At 61.6% G+C, this 21,423-nt stretch carries 19 protein-coding genes; 6 read left to right on the forward strand and 13 right to left on the reverse strand.

The annotated features are described in order from the left end of the window. Window positions 1–7: 7 nt before the first annotated feature. The 4 genes from ABD806_RS14260 to tolC form a co-directional block, all read right to left on the reverse strand. Window positions 8–1,375: a CmpA/NrtA family ABC transporter substrate-binding protein gene (locus ABD806_RS14260; RefSeq protein ID WP_344959165.1), complete on the reverse strand. Its 1,368-nt coding sequence runs from the start codon at window positions 1,373–1,375 to the stop codon at window positions 8–10. Between the two features lie 402 nt (window positions 1,376–1,777). Continuing rightward, entirely contained in the window at window positions 1,778–4,390 is a 2,613-nt protein-coding gene (locus tag ABD806_RS14265; RefSeq protein ID WP_344959167.1) for a nitrate reductase, read from the reverse strand. A 220-nt stretch (window positions 4,391–4,610) separates the two neighbouring features. Next, complete coding sequence (locus ABD806_RS14270; RefSeq protein ID WP_344959169.1) at window positions 4,611–5,474, reverse strand: MBL fold metallo-hydrolase; 864 nt, start codon at window positions 5,472–5,474, stop codon at window positions 4,611–4,613. 308 nt (window positions 5,475–5,782) lie between these two features. Continuing rightward, entirely contained in the window at window positions 5,783–7,093 is a 1,311-nt protein-coding gene (gene tolC / locus ABD806_RS14275) for an outer membrane channel protein TolC (RefSeq protein WP_344959171.1), read from the reverse strand. A gap of 196 nt (window positions 7,094–7,289) precedes the next feature. Between tolC and nudF the strand changes: the two genes are divergently transcribed. From nudF to parC, 6 genes are all read left to right on the forward strand, one after another. Further along, complete coding sequence (gene nudF / locus ABD806_RS14280) at window positions 7,290–7,940, forward strand: ADP-ribose diphosphatase (protein WP_344959173.1); 651 nt, start codon at window positions 7,290–7,292, stop codon at window positions 7,938–7,940. 52 nt (window positions 7,941–7,992) lie between these two features. Beyond that, window positions 7,993–8,436, forward strand: coding sequence for a DUF1249 domain-containing protein (locus ABD806_RS14285; RefSeq protein ID WP_344959174.1), 444 nt, complete (start codon window positions 7,993–7,995; stop codon window positions 8,434–8,436). A gap of 56 nt (window positions 8,437–8,492) precedes the next feature. Further along, window positions 8,493–9,275, forward strand: coding sequence for a 3',5'-cyclic-AMP phosphodiesterase (cpdA, locus tag ABD806_RS14290; protein ID WP_344959392.1), 783 nt, complete (start codon window positions 8,493–8,495; stop codon window positions 9,273–9,275). Next, window positions 9,275–9,844 (forward strand): YqiA/YcfP family alpha/beta fold hydrolase, encoded by a 570-nt coding sequence (locus tag ABD806_RS14295; RefSeq protein WP_344959176.1) that lies wholly within the window; start codon window positions 9,275–9,277, stop codon window positions 9,842–9,844. Before cpdA ends, ABD806_RS14295 begins: the two co-directional genes overlap by 1 nt. A gap of 130 nt (window positions 9,845–9,974) precedes the next feature. Further along, window positions 9,975–11,870 (forward strand): DNA topoisomerase IV subunit B, encoded by a 1,896-nt coding sequence (gene parE / locus ABD806_RS14300; protein ID WP_344959178.1) that lies wholly within the window; start codon window positions 9,975–9,977, stop codon window positions 11,868–11,870. Window positions 11,871–11,879: 9 nt separating this feature from the next. Next, a complete protein-coding gene (gene parC / locus ABD806_RS14305) occupies window positions 11,880–14,129 on the forward strand; it encodes a DNA topoisomerase IV subunit A (protein WP_344959180.1) in 2,250 nt (749 codons plus the stop codon). A 77-nt stretch (window positions 14,130–14,206) separates the two neighbouring features. On the opposite strand, the gene mutT is transcribed toward parC, so the two are convergent. From mutT to ampD, 9 genes are all read right to left on the reverse strand, one after another. Beyond that, a complete protein-coding gene (gene mutT / locus ABD806_RS14310) occupies window positions 14,207–14,623 on the reverse strand; it encodes an 8-oxo-dGTP diphosphatase MutT (protein ID WP_344959182.1) in 417 nt (138 codons plus the stop codon). Next, window positions 14,613–14,804: a DNA gyrase inhibitor YacG gene (gene yacG / locus ABD806_RS14315; protein WP_344959184.1), complete on the reverse strand. Its 192-nt coding sequence runs from the start codon at window positions 14,802–14,804 to the stop codon at window positions 14,613–14,615. The genes mutT and yacG overlap by 11 nt, the downstream gene beginning before the upstream one ends. Next, window positions 14,801–15,535 (reverse strand): cell division protein ZapD, encoded by a 735-nt coding sequence (gene zapD / locus ABD806_RS14320; RefSeq protein WP_344959186.1) that lies wholly within the window; start codon window positions 15,533–15,535, stop codon window positions 14,801–14,803. Before zapD ends, yacG begins: the two co-directional genes overlap by 4 nt. Before the next feature lie 50 nt (window positions 15,536–15,585). Then, window positions 15,586–16,200, reverse strand: coding sequence for a dephospho-CoA kinase (coaE, locus tag ABD806_RS14325; RefSeq protein ID WP_344959188.1), 615 nt, complete (start codon window positions 16,198–16,200; stop codon window positions 15,586–15,588). Next, window positions 16,197–17,063: a prepilin peptidase gene (locus ABD806_RS14330; RefSeq protein ID WP_344959190.1), complete on the reverse strand. Its 867-nt coding sequence runs from the start codon at window positions 17,061–17,063 to the stop codon at window positions 16,197–16,199. Before ABD806_RS14330 ends, coaE begins: the two co-directional genes overlap by 4 nt. A gap of 33 nt (window positions 17,064–17,096) precedes the next feature. Continuing rightward, the gene (locus ABD806_RS14335) at window positions 17,097–18,335 is read right to left on the reverse strand and encodes a type II secretion system F family protein (RefSeq protein ID WP_344959192.1); all 1,239 of its coding nucleotides are present in this window, start codon (window positions 18,333–18,335) and stop codon (window positions 17,097–17,099) included. 66 nt (window positions 18,336–18,401) lie between these two features. Further along, window positions 18,402–20,117, reverse strand: a complete 1,716-nt coding sequence (pilB, locus tag ABD806_RS14340; RefSeq protein WP_344959194.1) for a type IV-A pilus assembly ATPase PilB — start codon at window positions 20,115–20,117, stop codon at window positions 18,402–18,404. 12 nt (window positions 20,118–20,129) lie between these two features. Next, window positions 20,130–20,564, reverse strand: coding sequence for a pilin (locus ABD806_RS14345; RefSeq protein ID WP_344959196.1), 435 nt, complete (start codon window positions 20,562–20,564; stop codon window positions 20,130–20,132). Between the two features lie 240 nt (window positions 20,565–20,804). Continuing rightward, the gene (ampD, locus tag ABD806_RS14350) at window positions 20,805–21,359 is read right to left on the reverse strand and encodes a 1,6-anhydro-N-acetylmuramyl-L-alanine amidase AmpD (RefSeq protein WP_344959198.1); all 555 of its coding nucleotides are present in this window, start codon (window positions 21,357–21,359) and stop codon (window positions 20,805–20,807) included. Between the last annotated feature and the right edge of the window lie 64 nt (window positions 21,360–21,423).

Below are 21,423 nucleotides of genomic sequence, written 5' to 3' on the forward strand. Positions count from 1 at the left end.
TGCCTCCTTAGAGCTGGCTGTCGCCGGTCAGGCCGATGGCGAACTGGTCAATGTAGGCGTTGGGGTGGTGGCCGTCGTAAGTCTTGCCGTCGATAAAGGCGCTGGTGGCGGGGCGGAAGCCGTCGCGGCTGTCCAGGCCGGGGAAGTCGTCGGCAGACAGTTTGCCGTCGGCGATCAGCGCCTTGGCGGCCCGGGTGTAGATATCCGGGCGATAGACACGTTTGGCCTGTTCCAGATACCAGTCATCGCTCCGTGCCTGGGGGATCTGGCCCCAGCGGCGCATCTGGGTCATAAACCAGATGGCATCGCTGTAGTAGGGATAGGTGGCGTTATGGCGGAAGAAGACGTTGAAGTCCGGCGCCGGGCGCACATCCCCCTGTTCGTATTCAAAGGAGCCGGTCATGCTGGCGGCGATCACCTTTTGGTCGGCACCCACGTAGTAGGGCCGGGACAGGATATCGACCGCTTCCTGGCGGTTGCCATTCTGCTCCGCATCCAGCCAGTGGGCGGCGCGCAGCAGCGCCTTGACCAGGCGGAGATGGGTGTTGGGATTGGCGTCGCTCCAGGCCTTGCTCACCGCGAAGACTTTTTCCGGGTTATAGGGCCAGATATCGTGGTTGGTGATCACCGGCACGCCTATCTTCTTGAGCACCGCCTGTTGGTTCCAGGGCTCGCCCACGCTGTAGCCGGCTATGGTGCCGGCCTCCAGGGTGGCCGGCATCTGCGGCGGCGGGGTCACCGACAACTGCACTTCGGCCTGTAACAGACCACTGTTGTCGCCCTTGTGCGGGGCGTAGAAGCCCGGGTGGATGCCGCCGGCGGCGAGCCAGTATCTCAGTTCGTAGTTATGGCTGGACACCGGGAATACGGTGCCCATCTGCAGCGCCTTGCCGGCCTGCTGGTATTGCGCCAGGGCCGGCTTGAGCGCGGCGGCGGAAATGGGGTGCTGCGGCTTGCCGGCTTCGTCCAGCTTAAGGTTGGGCTTCATCGCCTCCCACAGCGCGTTGGAGACGGTGATGGCATTACCGTTCAGGTCCATGCTGAAGGCGGTGACCAGCTCGGCCCGGGTGCCGATGCCGAGGGCGGCCCCGATCGGCTGGCCAGCCAGCATATGGGCACCGTCCAGCTCGCCGGAAATGACCCTGTCCAGCAGCACTTTCCAGTTGGCCTGGGCTTCGAGGGTGACATACAGGCCTTCATCCTCGAAAAAGCCCTTGTCGTAGGCGATGGCCAGCGGGGCCATATCGGTCAGCTTGATAAAGCCGAGGGTCAGCTCGTCTTTTTCTGCCGGTCCTATGCTGGTCTCGGCCGGGGCCTGGGATGCCAGGCTGAGGGTGAGTGCCCCGACCAGGGCGGATTTTTTCCATAACGTCATCTTGAGAGCTCCCTGTTTTTTTAAATTCGGTACCGCGTCAAGCGGGCTGCTAGATAAGCAACATCAAGATACGTGCCAAAAGTTATGATATTGATTTTTAAGTGTTTTTATTTGCTTATGGAAGGTCAGCTCCGCCATGGGGGAAGCCACTTCACCAAGATAAGGCAGGGCTGCACTAAGGCCGGGCCATCGGTGCCTCGGGAAGGGAGATTTGCTCGCCTTGCGAATATTAAGGAGCAGGTGGTCGAGCGTCCCTAGGAGAAAGTGGTCAGCTGGCTGGCAACCGGACAAAAAAACTCCCATTCAGGGATGGGAGTCAGCCAAATGGCAGAGGACTGGAGAAACGTAGTATATGGTGGTCCGGGTCGCCGGATAAGCGCCCACCATGATGGCAGGCCTGGCTTACAGCTTTTCTCCCAGCGACTGGCTCTGAGATGCCTCTAGTAGCTGTTTTAATTCGGGGATGCAGGAGCCGCAGCGGGTCCCGCATTTCAGCTGCTGCTGCAATTCTTCAAGTTGTTCGACCCCCTCTTCGATGGCTTGGCGGATGCGCTTTTCGGTCACGCTCCAGCAACTGCACACCAGTCGGCCAGTGCCGGCCAGGGCCTGGCTCAGTTGGCCGAGCAGCAGGCTGGGTTGCAGCGTGCTGCCCAGCAGGGAGGCCAGCGCCTCGGGATTGATCTGCCAGGGCGACTGGCCGAACAGCAGCAGTCCCTGGATCTTGCCCGCTTCCAGCCCGACCAGCAGCCGGCCCTGGGGAAGCGGCCAATCCAGCCAGCTGCCTTCGCGGGTCAGGGCGGTCCTGGCCTCAGCCAGCGAGGTCTGCGAGTCGATCAGGCTCCAACACTCGCCGCTGGCCAGAGGACGCCGGCTCCACCATTCCGGCAGCCAGCGAGGGGCCTCCAGACCTATCCAGCTGGCCTGCCATTGATGGCGTACTGCCACCACCTGCACCGGGTTTTGCTTGAAGGCTGGTTGACCCGAGGTGGGGCAGCCGCGGGCGCTAACCAGATCGTTGACCCGGCCACCCGAGCTGAATTCACCGCTCCAGTGCATGGGCACGAATACTTGGCCGGGGGGTATGCTTTCGTCTGCTACCACCCGCAGCAGGGTATGGCCGCGCTCATTGTGCAGCTGGAGCAGCAGCGCCTGGTCGAGGCCGCCCCGGCTCAGTGTGCTCGGATTTATCTGCGCCTGGGGCTCGCTCGTCGCCGCCATCAGCCGGGCCACATGCCCGGTGCGGCTCATGGTATGCCACTGATCCCGCAGTCGGCCGGTATTGAGCAGCAGGCGGGCTCCGGCCGGCTCGGAGCGCTCCCGGGGGGAGGCCGGGTGCAGGCGGGCCTTGCCGTCCGGGGTGGCGAAATGGCCGTCGCCGAACAGCCGGGCCGGACCGGTTTCCCGACCGGCCAGGGGCCAGCTGCGCGGTGTCATTTGTTGATACTGCTCATCGCTCAGGCCGCTCAGGGCCGAGATATCGAACAACCGTTCGCCGCCGTTCTCGAAGCCGGACAGGGCCGCGTGCTCGCGGAAGATGGCGGCGGGCGAGTCGAAGCCGAATGCCTGCTCAAAGCCCATGGCCTGGGCCACCTGGCAGATAGCCCACCAGTCTGGCCTGGCGGCGCCGGGCGCCGGCTTGAACGGGCGCTGACGGGAAATGGTGCGGGCCGAGTTGGTCACAGTGCCGTCTTTCTCGCCCCAGCCGGCGGCGGGCAGCAAGACCCTGGCCAGCCGGGCGGTATCCGTGTTGGGACTGATATCCGACACCACCAACAATTCGCACTTTTCCAGGGCGCGGCGGGCACGGGCGCTGTCGGGCAGGGATACCGCCGGGTTGGAGCCCATCACCCACAGTGCCTTGATGTCGCCCCGCTCCAGTGCATCTATCATCTCCATGGCCTTTAGTCCCGGGCCCGGGGCCAGCCGATCGCTACCCCAGAAACGGGCCACCTTGTCCCGGTTGCCGGGGGCGAAGTCCATATGGGCCGCTAGCTGGTTGGCCAGGCCCCCTACCTCTCGGCCGCCCATGGCATTGGGCTGGCCGGTAAGGGAAAAGGGGGCAGCCCCCGGCTTGCCGATGCGGCCGGTGAGCAGGTGGCAGTTGATGATGGCGCCGGCATTGTCGGTGCCCTGTTCGGACTGGTTGATGCCCATGCAGAACAGGGTCAGGGTCTTGGGAGTATCGAGGAAGGCCTGGTAGAAACGATTCAGCTCGGCGATGGTCAGGCCAGTGGCTTCGGCCACCTTATCTGTCCGGTATTCGGATCCGCCCAACGTCAGGCTCAGCTCGGCAAAGCCGGTGACGTGCTGCTCGATAAAAGCCCGGTCCATGCTGGCGCTGTCCAGGATTCGGCGGGCCAGTCCGTTGAATAGCAGCAGGTCCGAGCCGGGTTTTATTTGCAGGTGCAGATCCGCCTGCTGGCTGGTGGCCGTGCCCCTGGGATCTATCACTATCCACCGCTGAGCGGGGTTGGCGGCCCTGGCCTGCTCCAGCCGGCGAAAAAGTACCGGGTGGGTCCAGGCGCTATTGGCCCCCACCATGACCACCAGCTCGGCTTCGGCCAGATCCTCATAACCGGCGGGCACGGCATCCTCGCCAAAGGCGCGCTGATGGGCGGCGACGGCGGACGACATGCACAGGCGGGAGTTGGTGTCGATATTGGCGGAGCCGATGAAGCCTTTCATCAGCTTGTTGGCCACATAATAGTCTTCGGTCAGCATCTGGCCCGAACCGTAGAAGGCCACGGCCTGGGGGCCATGCCGTTTAATAATCTCGGCAAAGCCGGTGGCGACGGTGGCGATGGCCTCGGGCCAGTCCAGCTGCCTGCCATCTACCCTGGGATAGAGCAGGCGATTGGGCAGGGTCTGGCTTTCGCCCAACGCCATGCCTTTGACACAGAGGGCGCCCCGGTTGGCGGGATGAAGCTGGTCACCGGTGACGGCACCCTGGCCGTCGATCTTGACGCCGCAGCCAACGCCGCAGTAAGGGCAGGTGGTATGGATCGAAGCTGTCATAATGGCCTTGTGGTTAGATGCGTTTATATCTATCAAGCAAGGCCTGTGCCATTGATGTAGTTTATTATTAATCAGGTGGTTAGAGTGCCGATGAGGCAAATCTTTGCACAATAACAAGGCAAGGGGGCCAAGATGGTGCAGGCCTGGATCGGGCCGGCGAAGCAATGCGGTGATGGCATTAGGTATACCGTTATTTCGGTCACTCTAGGCGGAGGGCGGCTCAGAATCGGTTAACCGGCACCTTCAGATACACCCGGCCGTCATCTTCCGCCGGCGGCCACCGGCCGGCCCGCATGTTGACCTGTACCGAGGGCAGCAGCAGCCGGGGCGTGTCCAGCTTGGCGTCCCGCTCGCGGCGCATGCGCACGAATTCGTCCTCGGTAATGCCCTGGTGAATATGGAGGTTGTGCAGGCGCTCTTCCTCCACCGTGGTCTGGCAGGCATATTGCTCCCGTCCCGGGGCCTTGTAATCGTGACACATAAAGAGGCGGGTCGAGGCGGGCAGGGCAAAGATCTTGTGCACGGAGCGGTAGAGGCTGGCCGCGTCGCCGCCGGGAAAATCGCAGCGGGCGGTGCCATAGTCGGGCATGAACAGGGTATCACCGACCCAGGCGGCATCGCCGAATACATAGGTCATGCAGCCGGGAGTATGGCCCGGTGTGTGGATGGCATGGCCTTCGAGCGCGCCGATGGCGATGGGGTCGCCGTCGGCGAACAGCCGATCGAACTGGCTGCCGTCCCGGGCAAAGTCGGGGCCGGCGTTGAACAGTGCCCCGAAGGTCGTTTGCACCTCGGTGGTGAGGGCGCCGATGCCGAGCCTGGCCCCGGTTTTTTGTCGAAGATAAGAGGCGGCCGACAGATGATCGGCATGGACATGGGTTTCCAGGATCCATTCGGTTATCAACCGGGCCTTGTTAATAAAGGCCAATATTTCGTCGGCGCCGGTGGTGGCAGTGGTACCGGAGGCGTAATCGAAGTTCAGCACGGGATCGATAATGGCGCAGCAGCCAGAGCCCGGATCTTGAACGACATAGCTGAAGGTGAAGGTCGAGTCATCGAAGAAGGGCGTGACGAGCGGTTGCATATCGCCTCCGGCGCATTCATTTCAAAAGAAGTTGCTGATATTTTGTTAAGTTTAAATAACTGTTCCTAATACCGCTACATCGACCGGGTCGCGCACGCAGACACGCCATGCACCCGTCCCTGAGTGCTCCGCTGGGCTATCCCTGACACAGGGGATCTGCTTAGCTATACCCGGTCGCTGTCTTGAGTGAGCTACTATTCGGAACCGCAATTTAATCTAGATAGGGCATAGGGCGCGTATTTCTGGGGGACTTCTAGGGCGGGTGGGAGTGATGTCAGGAGGCCGGCCCTCACTCCCTGGGTTCCTGGCTATTTCTTCAGTCCGGCGTTAATCTCCAGCAGATCCTGCTCGGTCAGGTTGCCGGCGGCCTGCTTCAGCTGCAGCTGACTGAGGATATAATTGTAGCGGGCCTCGGACAGCTTCTGCTTGGCGTCATACAGCTGGCGGGTGGCATTGAGTACATCCACTATGGTGCGGGTACCCACCTCGTAACCGGCTTCGGTGGCGCTGAGCGCGCTTTCCGCCGATACCACCAGCTGCTCGAAGGCGCGTACCGAGCCGAGTGCGCCGTTGACATCATTGAAAGAGGAATATACCTGGCTCTGCACCGAGCGGAAGCTGCGTTCGAGCCGCTCGCTGGCGGCGACATAGTTGTGCTGGGCCTGTTTCACCTGGGAGCTGGTGGCGCCACCGGAATACAGCGGCAGGGAGAAGGTCAGCCCGACCGTCCCCTCATTGATGCTGCCGTCGTTGTTGGCGCTGAAGCCGGTCTGCTTGGTATCGGTATAATTGCTGTTGAGCCCCGCGTTCAGATCCAGGGTCGGTTGATGGCCGGCCTTGGCCAGGCTGATCTGCTCGTTGGCGATATCCTTGAGGATGCGTTGGCTGTGCAGTTCCAGATTCTGATCCAGGGCGATCTCCAGCCAGGTACCGGCGCTGTCCACCGGTTTCTGCGGGCTGAAGGTGTCGGTATCGAGTGGCAACAGTTTGGAATAACTCATGCCGGTCAGCTCACGCAGCACTTCCTTGCTGTTGTTGAGCTGGTTTTCCGCCACTATCTCGTCGGCCAGGGCCTGGTCATACTGGGCCTGGGCTTCGTGCACGTCGGTCATGGCGCTCAGGCCCACCTCGAAGCGCTGCCTGGTCTGCTCCAGCTGGCGGCCGACCGCTTCCTTGTTGGCCTGCACAAAACTCAGGGTGTCTTCCGCATTGAGCACATCGAAATAGGCCTGGGTGGCACGGAGGATCAGTGCCTGCTGGATTTGCTTATAGGAGACTTCGCCCTGAGCCGCGGTTTTTTCGGTGATATCCAGATTGACCCAGCTGGAACGGCGGTACAGGGCCTGGCTCAGGTTGGCGCCCACATTGGCCGAGCTGCGGGTGGTCCTGTCGTCGTGATTGCTTTTGGTATAGTTGGTACCGGCGTCCAGGTTGATCTGGGGCAGCAGGGGCGCGCGGGATTCATTGATTTTTTCAAAGGCGGCGTCCCGGTTGGCTTTGGCCTCTCGCACCAGGGGATCGTTCAGGGTGGCCTGTCGATAGATATCCAGCAGATCTTCGGCCTGGGCCGTGCCTGTCGCGACCAGTAATACCAGGGTAGATAAAAGCGATTTTTTCATCTGAAAGTAGCCTTAATTGTGAAGCTCTACCGTGCGAGCGCCGACTGTCGGCAGGCACCGTATTTTTAGCGTGTTCAGTATAGCGATAACATAGCAGGAGATGCCTGTTATTCGACCTGGGATTGAATGTAAATGAACGTTCATTCATTTCCGCTAGTCTAAAATCTGCTGTTTAAATGTCAAGTCAGGAGTCAATATGACAGGGAAAGATCAACCCAAAGCCACCGCCTTCGGCCGGGAGGATATACAGATAGTCGCGCAGGAAATCGCCTATCAGGGTTTTTTTCGCATGCTGAGGCTACGCCTGAAACACAGGCTCTTCGCCGGTGGCTGGAGCCAGGTACTGACCCGCGAATTGTTTGAGCGGGGTCATGCGGTGGCTGTGTTACCCTATGATCCGGTCCGTGATGAAGTGGTGCTGATAGAGCAGTTCCGGGTGGGCGCCATTGAGCACACCGCCTCGCCCTGGCTGCTGGAAATAGTGGCCGGCATTGTAGAGCCGGGCGAGTCGGAAGAAGAGGTAGCCCGGCGGGAGGCCGAGGAAGAGGCGGGCCTGACCATCACCACACTGACCCGGGCGCTGAGTTATCTCTCGAGCCCGGGTGGTTGCAGCGAGCGCATCAGCCTCTTTGTTGGTGAGGTGGACGCGGCCCAGACGGTAAGCCATGCGGGTCTGGCCAGTGAAGGTGAGGACATCCGGGTGCTGCGGGTATCCCGTGCTCAGGCCATGGCCTGGCTGCAGGCTGAAAAAATTGATAATGCCGCCAGCGTGATCGCACTACAATGGTTGGAGCTGAACCGTCACCGGCTGTGGCCGGAGATGAGGGAAAGTGGTATTGGGGATTAGGTGGTGAGTGCTGTTGAGCGGCCACCACCCGTTGAAGAGGAGGAATAAGCGCTTGGTGACTACCGCAACGGCACGCAGATATGTGCCGGATTTAAAGGCGTTGCAGCGCACCTGTGATACCAACTATCTGGCGCTGATGAAACTCTTGCCCTCTGGAGCCATGGTGGGCGAGAGCCGGTCCGTGGGGATCAACGATCAGCTGCTGTTTGTGATCAAGGTGTTGGAGATGGCCCCCTATACCTGGCATGTTTCCGTGGAGCAGTGCAGCCCGAACCTGCCCTGTTTTATGCGCATGCGGGTGAAAGTCCGCCTGTACCACGATGTGCGCATGGCCGAAGTGTGTGCCAGCCAGCAGATTTTTATGCTCAAGCCAAGCTATCATTACCCCAATAAAAACATGCATCATCCTAATGAAAAAGAACAAGTTAACTTCTTTCTCGCCGAATGGCTGAGATGTTGCCTACACCACGGATTCAGCACGGTTAAACAAGTTTGAACGACGCCTTTTGCCTTAACACTGCATACGCTACCGCCCACAGAGCAGACGGGGTGATCGAACTGCTGCAGATCACCGATACCCATCTGTTTGCCGATAAAGATACCGATTTGCTGGGGATTGCTACTTGGCACAGCTGCCGGGCCGTGGTGGATGCGGTGCGTTCTGATCCGACTCCCCGAGATGCGATCCTGGCGACCGGTGACCTGTCCCAGGATCACAGTCCCGAATCTTATGCCCACTTTACCCGCTTGATGAGCGAACTGAGTCTGCCGGTCTACTGGCTGCCGGGTAACCATGACGATGCCCCCGTGATGCAACAGATGCTGGATCTGGCCGGGATCAGCGATGTCAAGCACCTATTGTTCGACCATTGGCAACTGCTGTTGCTGGATACCCAGCTCAGCGGCAAGGCCCATGGCGAACTGTCCGCCGGTCAGCTTGCCCTGCTGGAGCAGGCGATCATCCAATACCCCCGACATCACCTGCTGGTGGCCGTGCACCATCAGGCGGTGCCGGTGGGCTGTGCCTGGCTAGATCAGCATGATCTGAAGAATGCCGATGCTTTCAAGGCTCTGTTGGCTCGGCATCAGTCCAGCACGATCGTGCTGTTCGGCCACGTGCATCAAGGCTTTGATGAAGTGCATGAGGGAGTCCGTTATCTGGCCAGTCCCTCCACCTGCATCCAGTTCAAGCCCTTGTCAGATGAGTTTGCCCTGGATACCACGGCGCCCGGCTGGCGGGCCCTGTCTCTTTATCCCGATGGTCGCCTCAGTACCCAGGTTTGGCGATTGCCGCCGGCGGCGTTCGTCCCCGATTTCAGCGCCAAGGGGTACTAATGGCCGCCCTGTTATATTTGCATGGCTTCAATTCCTCGCCCAACTCGATCAAGGCGACCCAGCTGAAACACCATGTGCAGCAGCACAGACCCGATCTCACCTTTATCTGTCCCCAACTGGCGGCCACCCCGGCGACTGCTTGGGCGCAGATCGCCGCCCTCTGTGATGGCATGGCGTCGCCGTTCGGGGTGGTGGGCAGCTCGCTCGGCGGCTTCTGGTCCACCCGGGTGGCACAGTTGTATGGGGTGCGTGCCGTGGTGATCAACCCGGCGGTCAATCCCCATCTCCTGTTGCAGGACTATCTGGGCGAGCAGCAAAATCCCTACACCCATGAGCATTATCTGCTGACCGGCCAGCATATGGCCGAGCTGGCGGCGCTGAGGGTGCCCGAGCCTGCTAACCCCGAACGTATCTGGCTGCTGCAACAGCAGGAGGATGAGGTGCTCGACTATCGCGAGGCGCTCGACTACTACCGCTTCGCCCGGGTCTGCATTCAGAAGGGTGGCGATCATTCCTTTGTCGGCTTCGAACATTACTGCGCCCAGGTGATCCGCTTTTTGGGGATCTGACGGGGATTGGGGACCGGTGTTCGGTAATGGCTTCCCCGGCACAAATTCCCAGTCCCATCCTCTGTGACTTTGAGCTTACGGCCGCAGATAGTAAGATGCCTCCAGTTTCAACCCATCACCGAAGGTCAAAATGACATCGAGTCAATATACTGCCGATGCTATTGAGGTACTCAATGGCCTTGAGCCGGTGCGACGTCGCCCCGGCATGTATACGGACACCAGCCGTCCCAACCATTTGGGCCAGGAGGTGATCGACAACAGCGTGGATGAAGCCCTGGCGGGCCATGCCAGCCGGGTGGAAATCATCCTGTACCCGGATCAGTCCCTGGAGGTCATCGACGACGGCCGGGGCATGCCGGTGGATATTCACCCGGAGGAAGGGGTGTCCGGGGTCGAGCTGATCTTCAGCAAGCTGCACGCCGGCGGCAAGTTCTCCAATAAAAACTATCAGTTCTCCGGCGGCCTGCACGGGGTAGGCATCTCTGTGGTCAATGCCCTGAGCAGCCGGGTGGACGTCACCGTCCGTCGTGCCGGCCAGGTATATGAAATGGCCTTCGAGCACGGCAACAAGGTCAGTGAACTGACCGTGACCGGCACCTGCGGTCAGCGCAACACCGGCACCCGGGTGCAGTTCTGGCCCGACGCCGGTTATTTCGACTCGCCCCGGTTTTCCGCCAGCCGCCTGCGACACCTGCTCAAGGCCAAGGCGGTGCTTTGTCCGGGGCTGACCATACGTTTTGTCGACAAGGTCAACGACGAAACCCAGGAGTGGTGCTACCAGGACGGCCTCAAGGATTATCTGGTCGAGGCGGTGAAAGAGTTCACCTGCCTGCCGGAGCAGCCCTTCGTCGGCAGCTTCGCCGCCGAACATTCCGCGGTGGACTGGGCGCTGACCTGGTTGCCCGAAGGCGGCGAGACCTTGGGTGAAAGCTATGTCAACCTGATCCCCACCGCCCAGGGCGGCACCCATGTCAACGGCCTGCGCCAGGGATTGCTCGACGCCATGCGCGAGTTCTGCGAGTTCCGCAACCTGCTGCCGCGCGGTATCAAGCTGACCCCGGACGACATCTGGGAACGCTGCGCCTACATACTGTCGGTGAAGATGCAGGATCCCCAGTTCGCCGGCCAGACCAAGGAACGCTTGTCGTCGCGCCAGAGCGCGGCCTTCGTGTCCGGGGTGGTGAAGGACGCCTTCAGCCTGTGGCTGAACCAGCATATCGAGCTGGCAGAGCAGCTGGCGGAGCTGTGCATCAGCAGCGCCCAGCGCCGCCTGCGCCAGGCCAAGAAGGTGGTGCGCAAGAAGGTCACCCAGGGCCCGGCGCTGCCCGGCAAGCTCACCGACTGCGCCTGCTCCGATCCCATGCAGGGCGAGCTGTTCCTGGTAGAGGGAGACTCCGCCGGCGGCAGCGCCAAGCAGGCGCGGGACCGGGAATTCCAGGCCATCATGCCGCTGCGCGGCAAGATCCTCAACACCTGGGAAGTGGAATCCGGCCAGGTGCTGGCCTCCCAGGAAGTGCACGATATTTCGGTGGCCATCGGCCTGGATCCCGACTCGGAGGACTTGTCCGATCTGCGTTACGGCAAGATCTGCATCCTCGCCGACGCCGACTCCGACGGCCTGCACATCGCCACTCTGCTGTGCGCCCTGTTTTTGCGCCATTTCCGTACCCTGGTGGAGCAGGGCCATGTGTATGTGGCCATGCCGCCCCTGTACCGGGTCGATGTGGGCAAGGAAGTGTTCTACGCCCTCGATGAGGATGAAAAGGACGGCGTGTTGGAACGCATCAGGGCCGAGAAGAAAAAGGGCAAGATCCAGGTAACCCGCTTCAAGGGCCTGGGTGAAATGAACCCCAAGCAGTTGCGCGAAACCACCCTGGATCCCAACACCCGCCGCCTGGTGCAGCTGACGGTGGACGATGCCGATGCCACCCTGCAGCTGATGGACATGTTGCTGGCCAAGAAGCGCGCCGGAGACCGCCGGGAATGGCTGGAAACCAAGGGCAACCTGGTCGATCCCCTGGCCTGAGGATAACTAATGAGCAATAACGATTTTACTATGGAAGGCGTCGAGCGCCTGCCGCTGCACACCTTTACCGAGCAGGCCTACCTCAACTATTCCATGTACGTGATCATGGACAGGGCGCTGCCCCATATCGGTGACGGCCTCAAGCCGGTGCAGCGGCGGATCATCTATGCCATGAGCGAGCTGGGCCTGTCGGCCCTGTCCAAGCACAAGAAATCCGCCCGTACCGTGGGCGATGTGCTGGGCAAATATCATCCTCACGGGGATTCCGCCTGTTACGAGGCCATGGTGCTGATGGCTCAACCCTTTTCCTACCGTTACCCGCTGGTGGACGGTCAGGGCAACTGGGGGGCGCCGGACGATCCCAAGTCGTTCGCCGCCATGCGTTACACCGAGGCCCGGTTGTCGCGCTTCTCCGAGCTGCTGCTGTCCGAGCTGGGTCAGGGCACGGTGGACTGGACGCCGAACTTCGACGGTACCCTGAAAGAGCCGCGCATGCTGCCGGCGCGGCTGCCCCATATACTGCTCAACGGCATCACCGGCATCGCCGTGGGCATGGCCACCGACATTCCGCCCCATAACGTACGCGAGCTGGCCAATGCCTGCGTGCATATGCTGGAGCATCCTAAGGCGACCGTGGCCGAGCTGATGGATTTGGTGGCCGGTCCCGATTACCCGACCCGGGCCGAGATCATCACACCCCGGGCCGATATCCAGAAAATTTATGAAACCGGCCGGGGCAGCATCAAGATGCGCGCCGTCTACCAAGTGGAGCAGGGCGACATAGTGATCAGCGCCCTGCCGCACCAGGCCAGCGGCGGCAAGATCCTGGAGCAGATCGCCGCCCAGATGCAGGCCAAGAAGCTGCCGATGGTGGCGGATCTGCGCGACGAGTCGGATCACGAGAACCCGACCCGGCTGGTGATCATCCCCCGTTCCAACCGGGTGGATGTGGAGCAGTTGATGCAGCATCTGTTCGCCAGCACGGATCTGGAGAAGAACTACAGAGTCAACCTGAACATGCTGGGGCTGGACAACCGCCCCCAGGTCAAGAGCCTGGATACCATTATCGGCGAATGGCTGCAGTTCCGCCGGGAAACGGTACGGCGCCGGCTGCAGTTCCGGCTCGACAAGGTCGAGGCCCGGCTGCACATCCTCGCCGGCCTGCTGATCGCCTTCCTCAATATCGATGAAGTCATCCACATCATCCGCAGCGAGGATGAGCCCAAGCCGGTACTGATGGCCCGTTTCGGGCTGACCGATACCCAGGCCGAAGCGATTCTCGAGCTGAAGCTGCGTCACCTGGCCAAGCTGGAAGAGGTGAAGATCACCAGCGAGCAAAGTGAACTGGCGGCGGAGCGCGACAAACTGGCTCAGTTGCTGGGCTCCGAGCGCCGGCTCGCTACCCTGCTCAAGAAAGAGATCCTGGCCGACGCCGACAAGTACGGCGATGACCGCCTGTCGCCGCTGGTGGAGCGGGAAGAAGCCCGGGCGCTGAGCGAGAAGGAGCTGATTCCGAGCGAGCCGGTCACGGTAGTGTTGTCCGACAAGGGCTGGGTACGGGCGGCCAAGGGCCATGAGGTAGATGGCACCACCTTGAGTTACAAGGCCGGTGACAGCTTTATCGATGCCGCCAGCGGGCGCAGCAACGAAGTGGCGGTGTTCCTGTCAAGCCAGGGGCGGGCCTATGCCCTGGACGCCCACAGCCTGCCCTCGGCCCGGGGCCAGGGTGAGCCGCTGACCGGACGCTGCAGCCTGAGCCCGGGCGAGCAGGCTCGCTATGTGGTGATGGGCGAAGACGAGCGGCTGTACCTGCTGGCCTCCGATGCGGGTTACGGCTTCGTCTGCCGTTATGGTGACATGGTCAGCCGCAACAAGAACGGCAAGGCGCTGCTGACGGTGCCGGCCGGTGGCGAGGTGTTGAAGCCCGGCTTGGTGGGGGCGCTGGCCACGGACCTGTGTCTGGCGGTCACCAACGAGGGGCGTATGCTGCTGTTCCCGCTCAGGGATCTGCCGGTATTGGGCAAGGGCAAGGGCAACAAGATCATCGGTATTCCCGGTGCCAAGGTGCAGGCCCGCGAAGACTTCATCAAGCAGCTGACGGTGGTGCCGGAAGGTGCCAGCGTGACCCTACTGGCCGGCAAGCGCAAACTGACCCTCAAGCCGGCCGATCTCGAGCACTACAAGGGAGAGCGTGGCCGCCGCGGCGCCCTCCTGCCCCGGGGTTTGCAGCGGGTGGACAGCATCGAGCTGGAAGCCTGAGTAAAAAAGCTTAAGGCTGGAAGCGGGGAGAGTTAAGCTGTTCCAGCTTCCAGCTTCCAGCTTCCAGCTTCCGGTTTCTAGCTTTCGGCGTCCGCCCGCAGCTTGTTGACTATGGGGCCGTTGGCGGCGGGGAACTCGTAGTCATGCAGCTCGGCCAGCGGTACCCAGCGGCTGGGCTGGCCTTCCAGGCCGTGGGGAGTGCCGTTAAAGGCGGTGACCTTGCGGATATCCAGGATCACCAGCTTGTCGCCATAGTCATGCTCTATACGCATAAAGGGCTGGCAGGCCAGCACCTCTATGCCGATTTCTTCGGCCAGTTCCCGGGCCAGGGCCTGGGGCACGGTTTCTCCCGCTTCCACCTTGCCGCCGGGAAACTCCCATTTATAGGCCTGATGCTGGCTGGCGCCGCGCCGGCAGATAAAGAGCTCGCCGCGGGGGTTTTCGACCACGCCTACTGCCACCAGCACCGATTTTTTAACGGTCTCAGTGGTCATTTTCGCCGTCCTCCTCAGGCAGCCAGGCGGGATCGCCGGGAATGCGTTTTTCCTCGTCGGCCCATTCGCCCAGGTCGATCAGCTGGCAGCGCTTGCTGCAGAAGGGGCGGAATGGGCTATGTTCATCCCATACCACCGGGGTTTGGCAGGTCGGGCAGGAAACAATCAGGGGTTTGCTCATTTGATATTGGCCAATTCAAAGTCCAGGTTGCCGATCTCCATGTCGTCGACCGGCATAAAACGTATGGTAAAACGGTATTTATTGCCGCTGACCACGGGATAAACGGCGAGTTCGGCGGGCAGGCGCAGGCGGATCATCTCGGTCTGCTCCGCGTTGTCCTGATAGAAACCGGTCATGGCCCGCTGGGAGCGGAACTGGCCGGCTTCCCGCCACAGGGTCAGCAGCAGCGCCAGGCTGTCCTGCAACAGCTGAGTATGGCTGAGCCAGCCGTCGATATCCTGTTGCTGCCGCTCGAGCGGCAGATTCAGCCAGTAATGCAGCTGGGGTACATCGAAGGCGCACAGACCGCCGGGAATGGCGAAGCGACTGCGAATGGCCGTCAGGAACTTGTCTTCCCGCAACAGTTGCCCGAGGCGTGGGGTCCGGGGCAGGGCGTGGCTCAGCCTGGCCAGTTGCTCGCTCAGCTGCGCCAGGGCTTCGACATCGACACCGGGCACCTGGGACCAGGCCTCCAGCCTGGCTTGCTGGGAGGACAGGTCTTTGGCCAGCTCGGTGCGCAGATCGCAACGCTCCAGCAGCTCGAGCACATCCAGCTGGGCCTTGAACAGCGCCACCGCCTGACCCGCCGAGCCCAGCGCACGGCATGACTGCAGCTGCTGAAATAGATCATTGAGACGCAGATAGCTACGACATTTTTCGTTAAGCGGAAATTCATAAAGCAGTGGTGACATAGGACTCCGGCCGACACGCTGTTACGACAACAGTGCCCAGAGTGTACCCGCTAAGGACGTCCATGTTGAGCGCTAAGGGCCAGATATTGCCGATGCAGGGCTTCAATCGCCGCCACCAAGGCATTTTTATCCGGGGCATTGTTATCCAGTACGTCATCCGCTGCCGCAAGGCGTTGCTCCCGGCCGGCCTGGGCGGCCATGATGGCCTTGATCTGGGTTTCATCGGCGCAGTCCCGGGCCATGGTGCGGGTTAGCTGCAGCTCCGGGTCTACGTCCACCACCAGTACCCGCTGGACCAGCCCGGTCAGGTTGTTTTCCACCAGGAGGGGCACCACCAGCAGGCAGTAGGGAGAGCGGACGGCTTTGCTGGCCGCGACCATGCGCTCCCGGATCAGCGGGTGCAGCAGGGCATTCAGCCAGTCCTTGTGCTCCGGATGCTCAAAGACCCGCGCCCGCAGGGCCCGCCTGTCGAGACCGCCGTCGGCATTCAATACCGCCGTGCCGAAGTGTTCGGCGATGGCCGCCAGGGCAGGCTCACCCGGCGCGACCACGTCGCGGGCGATCAGATCCGCATCCACCACCTCGACCCCCAGGCCGGCGAACAGGTCGGCGACCGTGCTCTTGCCGCTGCCGATGCCGCCGGTCAGTCCTACAATAAAGCTCACAGCGTCAGGCTCCAGTACAGTTTCATCATTCCCGGCCCCCATAGCAGATACAGGCCGCCGGCCAGGGCCAGGGCCGGGCCGAAGGGCAGTACCCTGTCCTGGCCGAGTCTGCGGCTGGCCATCAGTGCCAAGCCGGCCAGGGCCCCGCTAAAGGAGGCGAGCAGCAGGATCGGCAATAGCGATGGCCAGCCGAGCCAGGCTCCGAGCGCCGCCAGCAGTTTGAAGTCGCCGTAGCCCATGCCTTCCTTGCCGGTGGCAAGCTTGAACAGCCAGTACAGGCTCCAGAGGACGCCGTAGCCGAATACGGCACCGAGCACGGCGTCTTCCAGGGGCACGAACAGGCCATTGATATTGACCAGCAGTCCCAGCCACAGCAGCGGCAGGGTCAGGTTGTCGGGTAGCAGCAGGTGATCCAGGTCGATCAGCGTCAGGCACAAGAGGGTCCAGCCCAGCACCAGGGCTCCGGCCAGGGCGGGGCTGACGCCGAAGCGCCACAACGCCAGCGCGGCAAGCCCGGCGCTGGCCATCTCCACCAGGGGGTAGCGGCGGGAGATGGGCCCGCTGCAGTGGCGACAGCGTCCCCTGAGCCACAGCCAGCTCAGCAGTGGAACATTGTCCAGTACCCCCAGTTGATGCCGGCAATGGGGACAGCGGGAGCGGGGCTGGCACAGGCTGAGGGCCGGCTCGTCTTGCGGCGTTCCGCCGCTGAACTCGGCGCATTCCCGTCGCCATTGGCGTTCCAGCATCAGCGGCAGCCGGTGGATCACCACGTTCAGGAAGCTGCCCACCAACAGGCCCAGCAGCGATATCATAAAATAAAGTTCGGCGTTGTTGCCGGTGCTCCATTGGCTCAATTCAGCCATCTGTCTTCCTTGTTACCATTCCCCATTCCCCTGCTATTTAATTACACTACCCAGGTTAAAGATGGGCAGATACATGGCGATCACCATGCCGCCGACCAGTATGCCCAGCACCACCATGATCAGCGGCTCGATCAGGCTGGTCAGGCCGTCTACGGCGTCATCGACTTCCTGCTCATAGATAGTGGCGACCTTGTTCATCATATCGTCGATGGCGCCGGATTCCTCGCCGATCATCACCATCTGCACCACCATATCCGGAAACAGCCGGGTGGCGCGCATGGCCAGGTGCATCTGGATGCCGGCGATCACCTCATCGCGCATGCCCAGTACCGCCTGGCCGTACACCGCATTGCCGGCGGCGCCCGCCGAGGATAGCAGGCCTTCGACCAGCGGGATACCGGTGGAGAAGGTGGTCGCCAGGGTGCGGGCAAAGCGGGCGACCGCCGCCTTGTGCAGTATCTTGCCCACCACCGGGATGCACAGGATAAAGTGATCCGTCGCATCGCGCACCTTCTGGGAGTGGCGCCAGGCCCGCACATAGAGGAAGACGCCGGCGATGACCGCAGCCAGCAGATAGAGCCACCAGGCCTGCAACCAGCGGGACAGGGCGATCACCAGCTGGGTAAAGGCGGGCAGGGGGGCACCGAAGCCGGCGAAGATCTCCTCGAACTGGGGGATCACGAACAGCAGCAGGATGGCGGTGACGATAATGGCCACCAGCATCACCATGGCCGGATAGAAGAGCGCCTTCTTGATCTTGGACTTGAGTGCCTCGGCCTTTTCCCGGTAGATGGCGATGCGATCGAAGATAAGCTCCAGGGAGCCGGTCTGCTCGCCGGACTGCACCAGGTCGCAATAGAGCTCGTCGAAGAAGCGGTGATACTTGCTCAGCCCCTCCGACAGCGGGGTGCCGGACTCCACGTCGGAGGCGATCCGTCCGACCAGCTCGCGCACGCTGGACTTGTCATAGGAGCGGCCGATCATCTGCAGGGTCTGAACCAGGGGCACACCGGCACCGAGCATGGTGGCTATCTGGCGGGTGATGATGGCGATATCCACCGGCTTGACCTTGTCGCGGGAGCGGAACAGGCCACCCTGGCCGCCCCGCCGTATCCTGGTTGCCTTTACCCCCTGGCGTTGCAGCTCCCGTTTGACAGCCTGGTTGTTGACCGCCTGGATAAAGCCGGAGATCTTCTGCCCCCGGCGGTTTACCCCTTCCCATTTATAGGAGTGGATCTTGTGGGTTTTTGCCTGGTTTGCCGCCGCCATCATGATGTCCCTATTATGAGCTTGAAGCTTGAAGCTTGAAGTGCCTTCCGGTTTCCGGCTTCTCGCTTGTTAGCCGGTAATCCGGTTGACTTCCGCCAGGCTGATCAGCCCTTGCCTGGCCTTTTCCAGGGCCGAGCGGCGCAGGGTCATCATGCCGTCCGCTTCTGCCGCCCTGGCCAGAGCCAGGGAGCTGGCGCCTTCCATGATCAGGTTGGCCAGGGTTTCGGTCATCGGCATCACCTCATAGACGCCGATGCGGCCCTTGTAGCCGTCGGTGCACTGATCGCAGCCCACCGCCTTATGCAGGCTGACGCCCTTGTCCAGCTGGGCCTGGCTGAAGCCCAGGGCCCGCAGCTGTTCCGCGGGCACCTGCTCCGGTGTCTTGCAGTGTCCGCAGAGCTTGCGCGCCAGCCGCTGGGCGATGATCAGGCTGACCGATGAGGCGATATTGTAGGCGGGCAGGCCCATGTTGTTGAGCCGGGTCAGGGTCTCGGCGGCCGAGTTGGTGTGCAGGGTGGACAGCACCAGGTGGCCGGTCTGGGCCGCCTTGACGGCAATCTCGGCGGTTTCCAGGTCGCGGATCTCGCCCACCATGATGATGTCCGGATCCTGCCGCAGGAAGGCGCGCAGGGCATGGGCGAAGCTCAGCCCCGCCTTGGTGTTGATCTGTACCTGGTTGATGCCCGGCAGGTTGATCTCGATGGGATCCTCGGCGGTGGAGATATTGGCGGTGACCGTATTGAGGATGCTCAGGCCCGTATAGAGGGACACCGTCTTGCCCGAGCCGGTGGGGCCGGTCACCAGTATCATGCCCTGGGGTTTGCGCAATGCGCCGAGATACAGCTGTTTCTGCACCTCGTCGTAACCCAGCTGGTCGATGTCCAGCCTGGCGCCCGAGCTGTCGAGGATGCGGATCACTATCTTTTCGCCCCACTGGGTGGGCAGGGTGTTGACCCGCAGGTCCACCGAGCGGTTGCGGGTCAGCTTCAGCTTGATGCGGCCGTCCTGGGGCAGGCGGCGCTCGGCGATATCCAGCCGGGCCATGACCTTGAGCCGGGCGGCGAAGCGGCCGGCCAGGTTCGCCGGCGGCGAGGCCACCTCGTGCAGCAGGCCGTCGATACGGAAGCGGATGCGGTAAAAATGCTCGTAGGGCTCGAAATGCAGATCCGAGGCCTCCCGGCGCACCGCATCCAGCATGATCTTGTTGATATAGCGTACTATGGGGGCGTCGTCCTCGCCCCGGCCGAATTCGTCATCCTGGGCGGGCTTGTCCTGGCCCAGCTCCAGCTGCTCGATATCGGCGTCATCGATATGATCGAGATCCAGCATGGCCGAGCCGCCGCCCTGCTGCAGCCGCAGTATCAGTTGCGCCAGCTTGTGTTCTTCCACCAGCAGCACGTCGGTGACCAGGTTAAAGCGGAAGCTGAAGTCTTCCAGCGCCGCCACATTGGTGGGATCGGGCATCGCCAGGTACAGTACCCGCCCCTGCGTATAGACGGGCAGCGCATGGTGGCGCTCGATCAGGTCCAGGTTCAGGTACTGGGGCGGCAGCTGTTCGGGTTGAAAGTCGTCCAGGTCGAGCAGCGCCAGGCCGTATTCCTGTTCGCAGTAGCGGGCCAGATCCAGGCTGGTCAGCATATGGTGCTCCACCAGCACGGTGCTCAGCGGCTTGCCTTCCTGGCGGGTCAGGGTCAGCGCCTGCTCCAGCTCTTCGGGCAGCAGCAGCGAAGAGGCGGCCAGGCTTCTGGCCAGGCCGCTCCTTTCCTGGTGAATGGCTTGGGTCATAAGGGCGTGGGATTAGCAGAAGCCAGCAGCTATGCAAGTAGAGCTAGATACAGGTTGATCCCATGTTACCCTGCCGTTAGCTCCTGTTCCCAGCATAACAAAAGTTTTAGACTCCACGGGAGTCTTACCTGTTGCTGTTACGGTCCAAGGACCGGTGGCTTCAGTTCCGGTAACAGCCACGGAAGCCACATTATCTGTCGCCACTGAACCAGAAGCAGCATTGGTTCCAGCTGTTGTACAGTTTGTTGCACCTGACTGGAAACATACCTCTATCGCTGTTTTCGCGGATCCGGTTGCCGCTATCACCTCACTAAACTTGGCTTTTTTGGTATAGGTCTGATAGGCCGGCAAGGCCACCGCCGCCAGGATCGCCACTATCGCCACCACTATCATCAGTTCAATCAGAGTAAAACCGCCCTGGCGGCTGTTCACTGGATTCTTGCTCATAATCATCATCCTTGCTTTGAGAAGAGGCAGTCTTGTTATTTTCAAGGGGCGTTAATTGAAGCCCGCGTAATACCTATAGCAAGGACTTATACTTTTGCCCAATGAATCGGCAGAAATTTTGAGATCGATCGGCGGCAAAATAGCTCAGATTTGTCTAATTTTTAACCTTGTTGTTTTCGGGCCTCTGGACTAAACAGCTGTCCCTGATAGGGCTCATGGCGAACGGCTCGGCTCCCTGTCTCAGAGTCGCTCGATAAATCCCCAGTCAAAGCCGGTGCCCGGATCCGTCTTACGGCCCGGGGCGATATCGTTGTGGCCCACGATGCGCTCCCGAGTGATGGCCGGATAGGCGGCCATCAACAACCGGCTTACCCGGATCAGCCGTCGATACTGGGCGGGGGTGAAGCGCCCGGTATCCGTGCCCTCCAGCTCGATACCGATTGAGAAATCATTGCACTTTTCTCGGCCCTCGAAACAGGACAGGCCCGCGTGCCAGGCCCGCTTATTGAAGGGCACGTACTGCACCAGCTCGCCGTCCCGGCGGATCAGGCAATGGGCCGACACCCGCACTTGGTGGATCTCGGCAAAGTAGGGATCCGCGGCGGGATCCAGCTGTCCCAGGAACAGCTGATCGATATAGGGGCCGCCGAAACGGCCCGGCGGCAGGCTGATGCTGTGCACCACCAACAGCGAAATTTCCCCTTCCGGGCGCTGATCGCAATGGGGTGAGGGACAGTGGCGGGCCGGGGTCAGCCAGCCGTCGGTGCTTAGACCTAAGGGCGGAGTCGGGGACATATTTGCACGCAGGGTGGGGGGGCTTGTAGGTATACTAAAAGCGATAAGGGCAAAGGGGCAAGCC

This window comes from Zobellella aerophila, from assembly GCF_039539325.1.
In the GTDB taxonomy this organism is placed as follows: Bacteria; Pseudomonadota; Gammaproteobacteria; order Enterobacterales; family Aeromonadaceae; genus Oceanimonas; species Oceanimonas aerophila.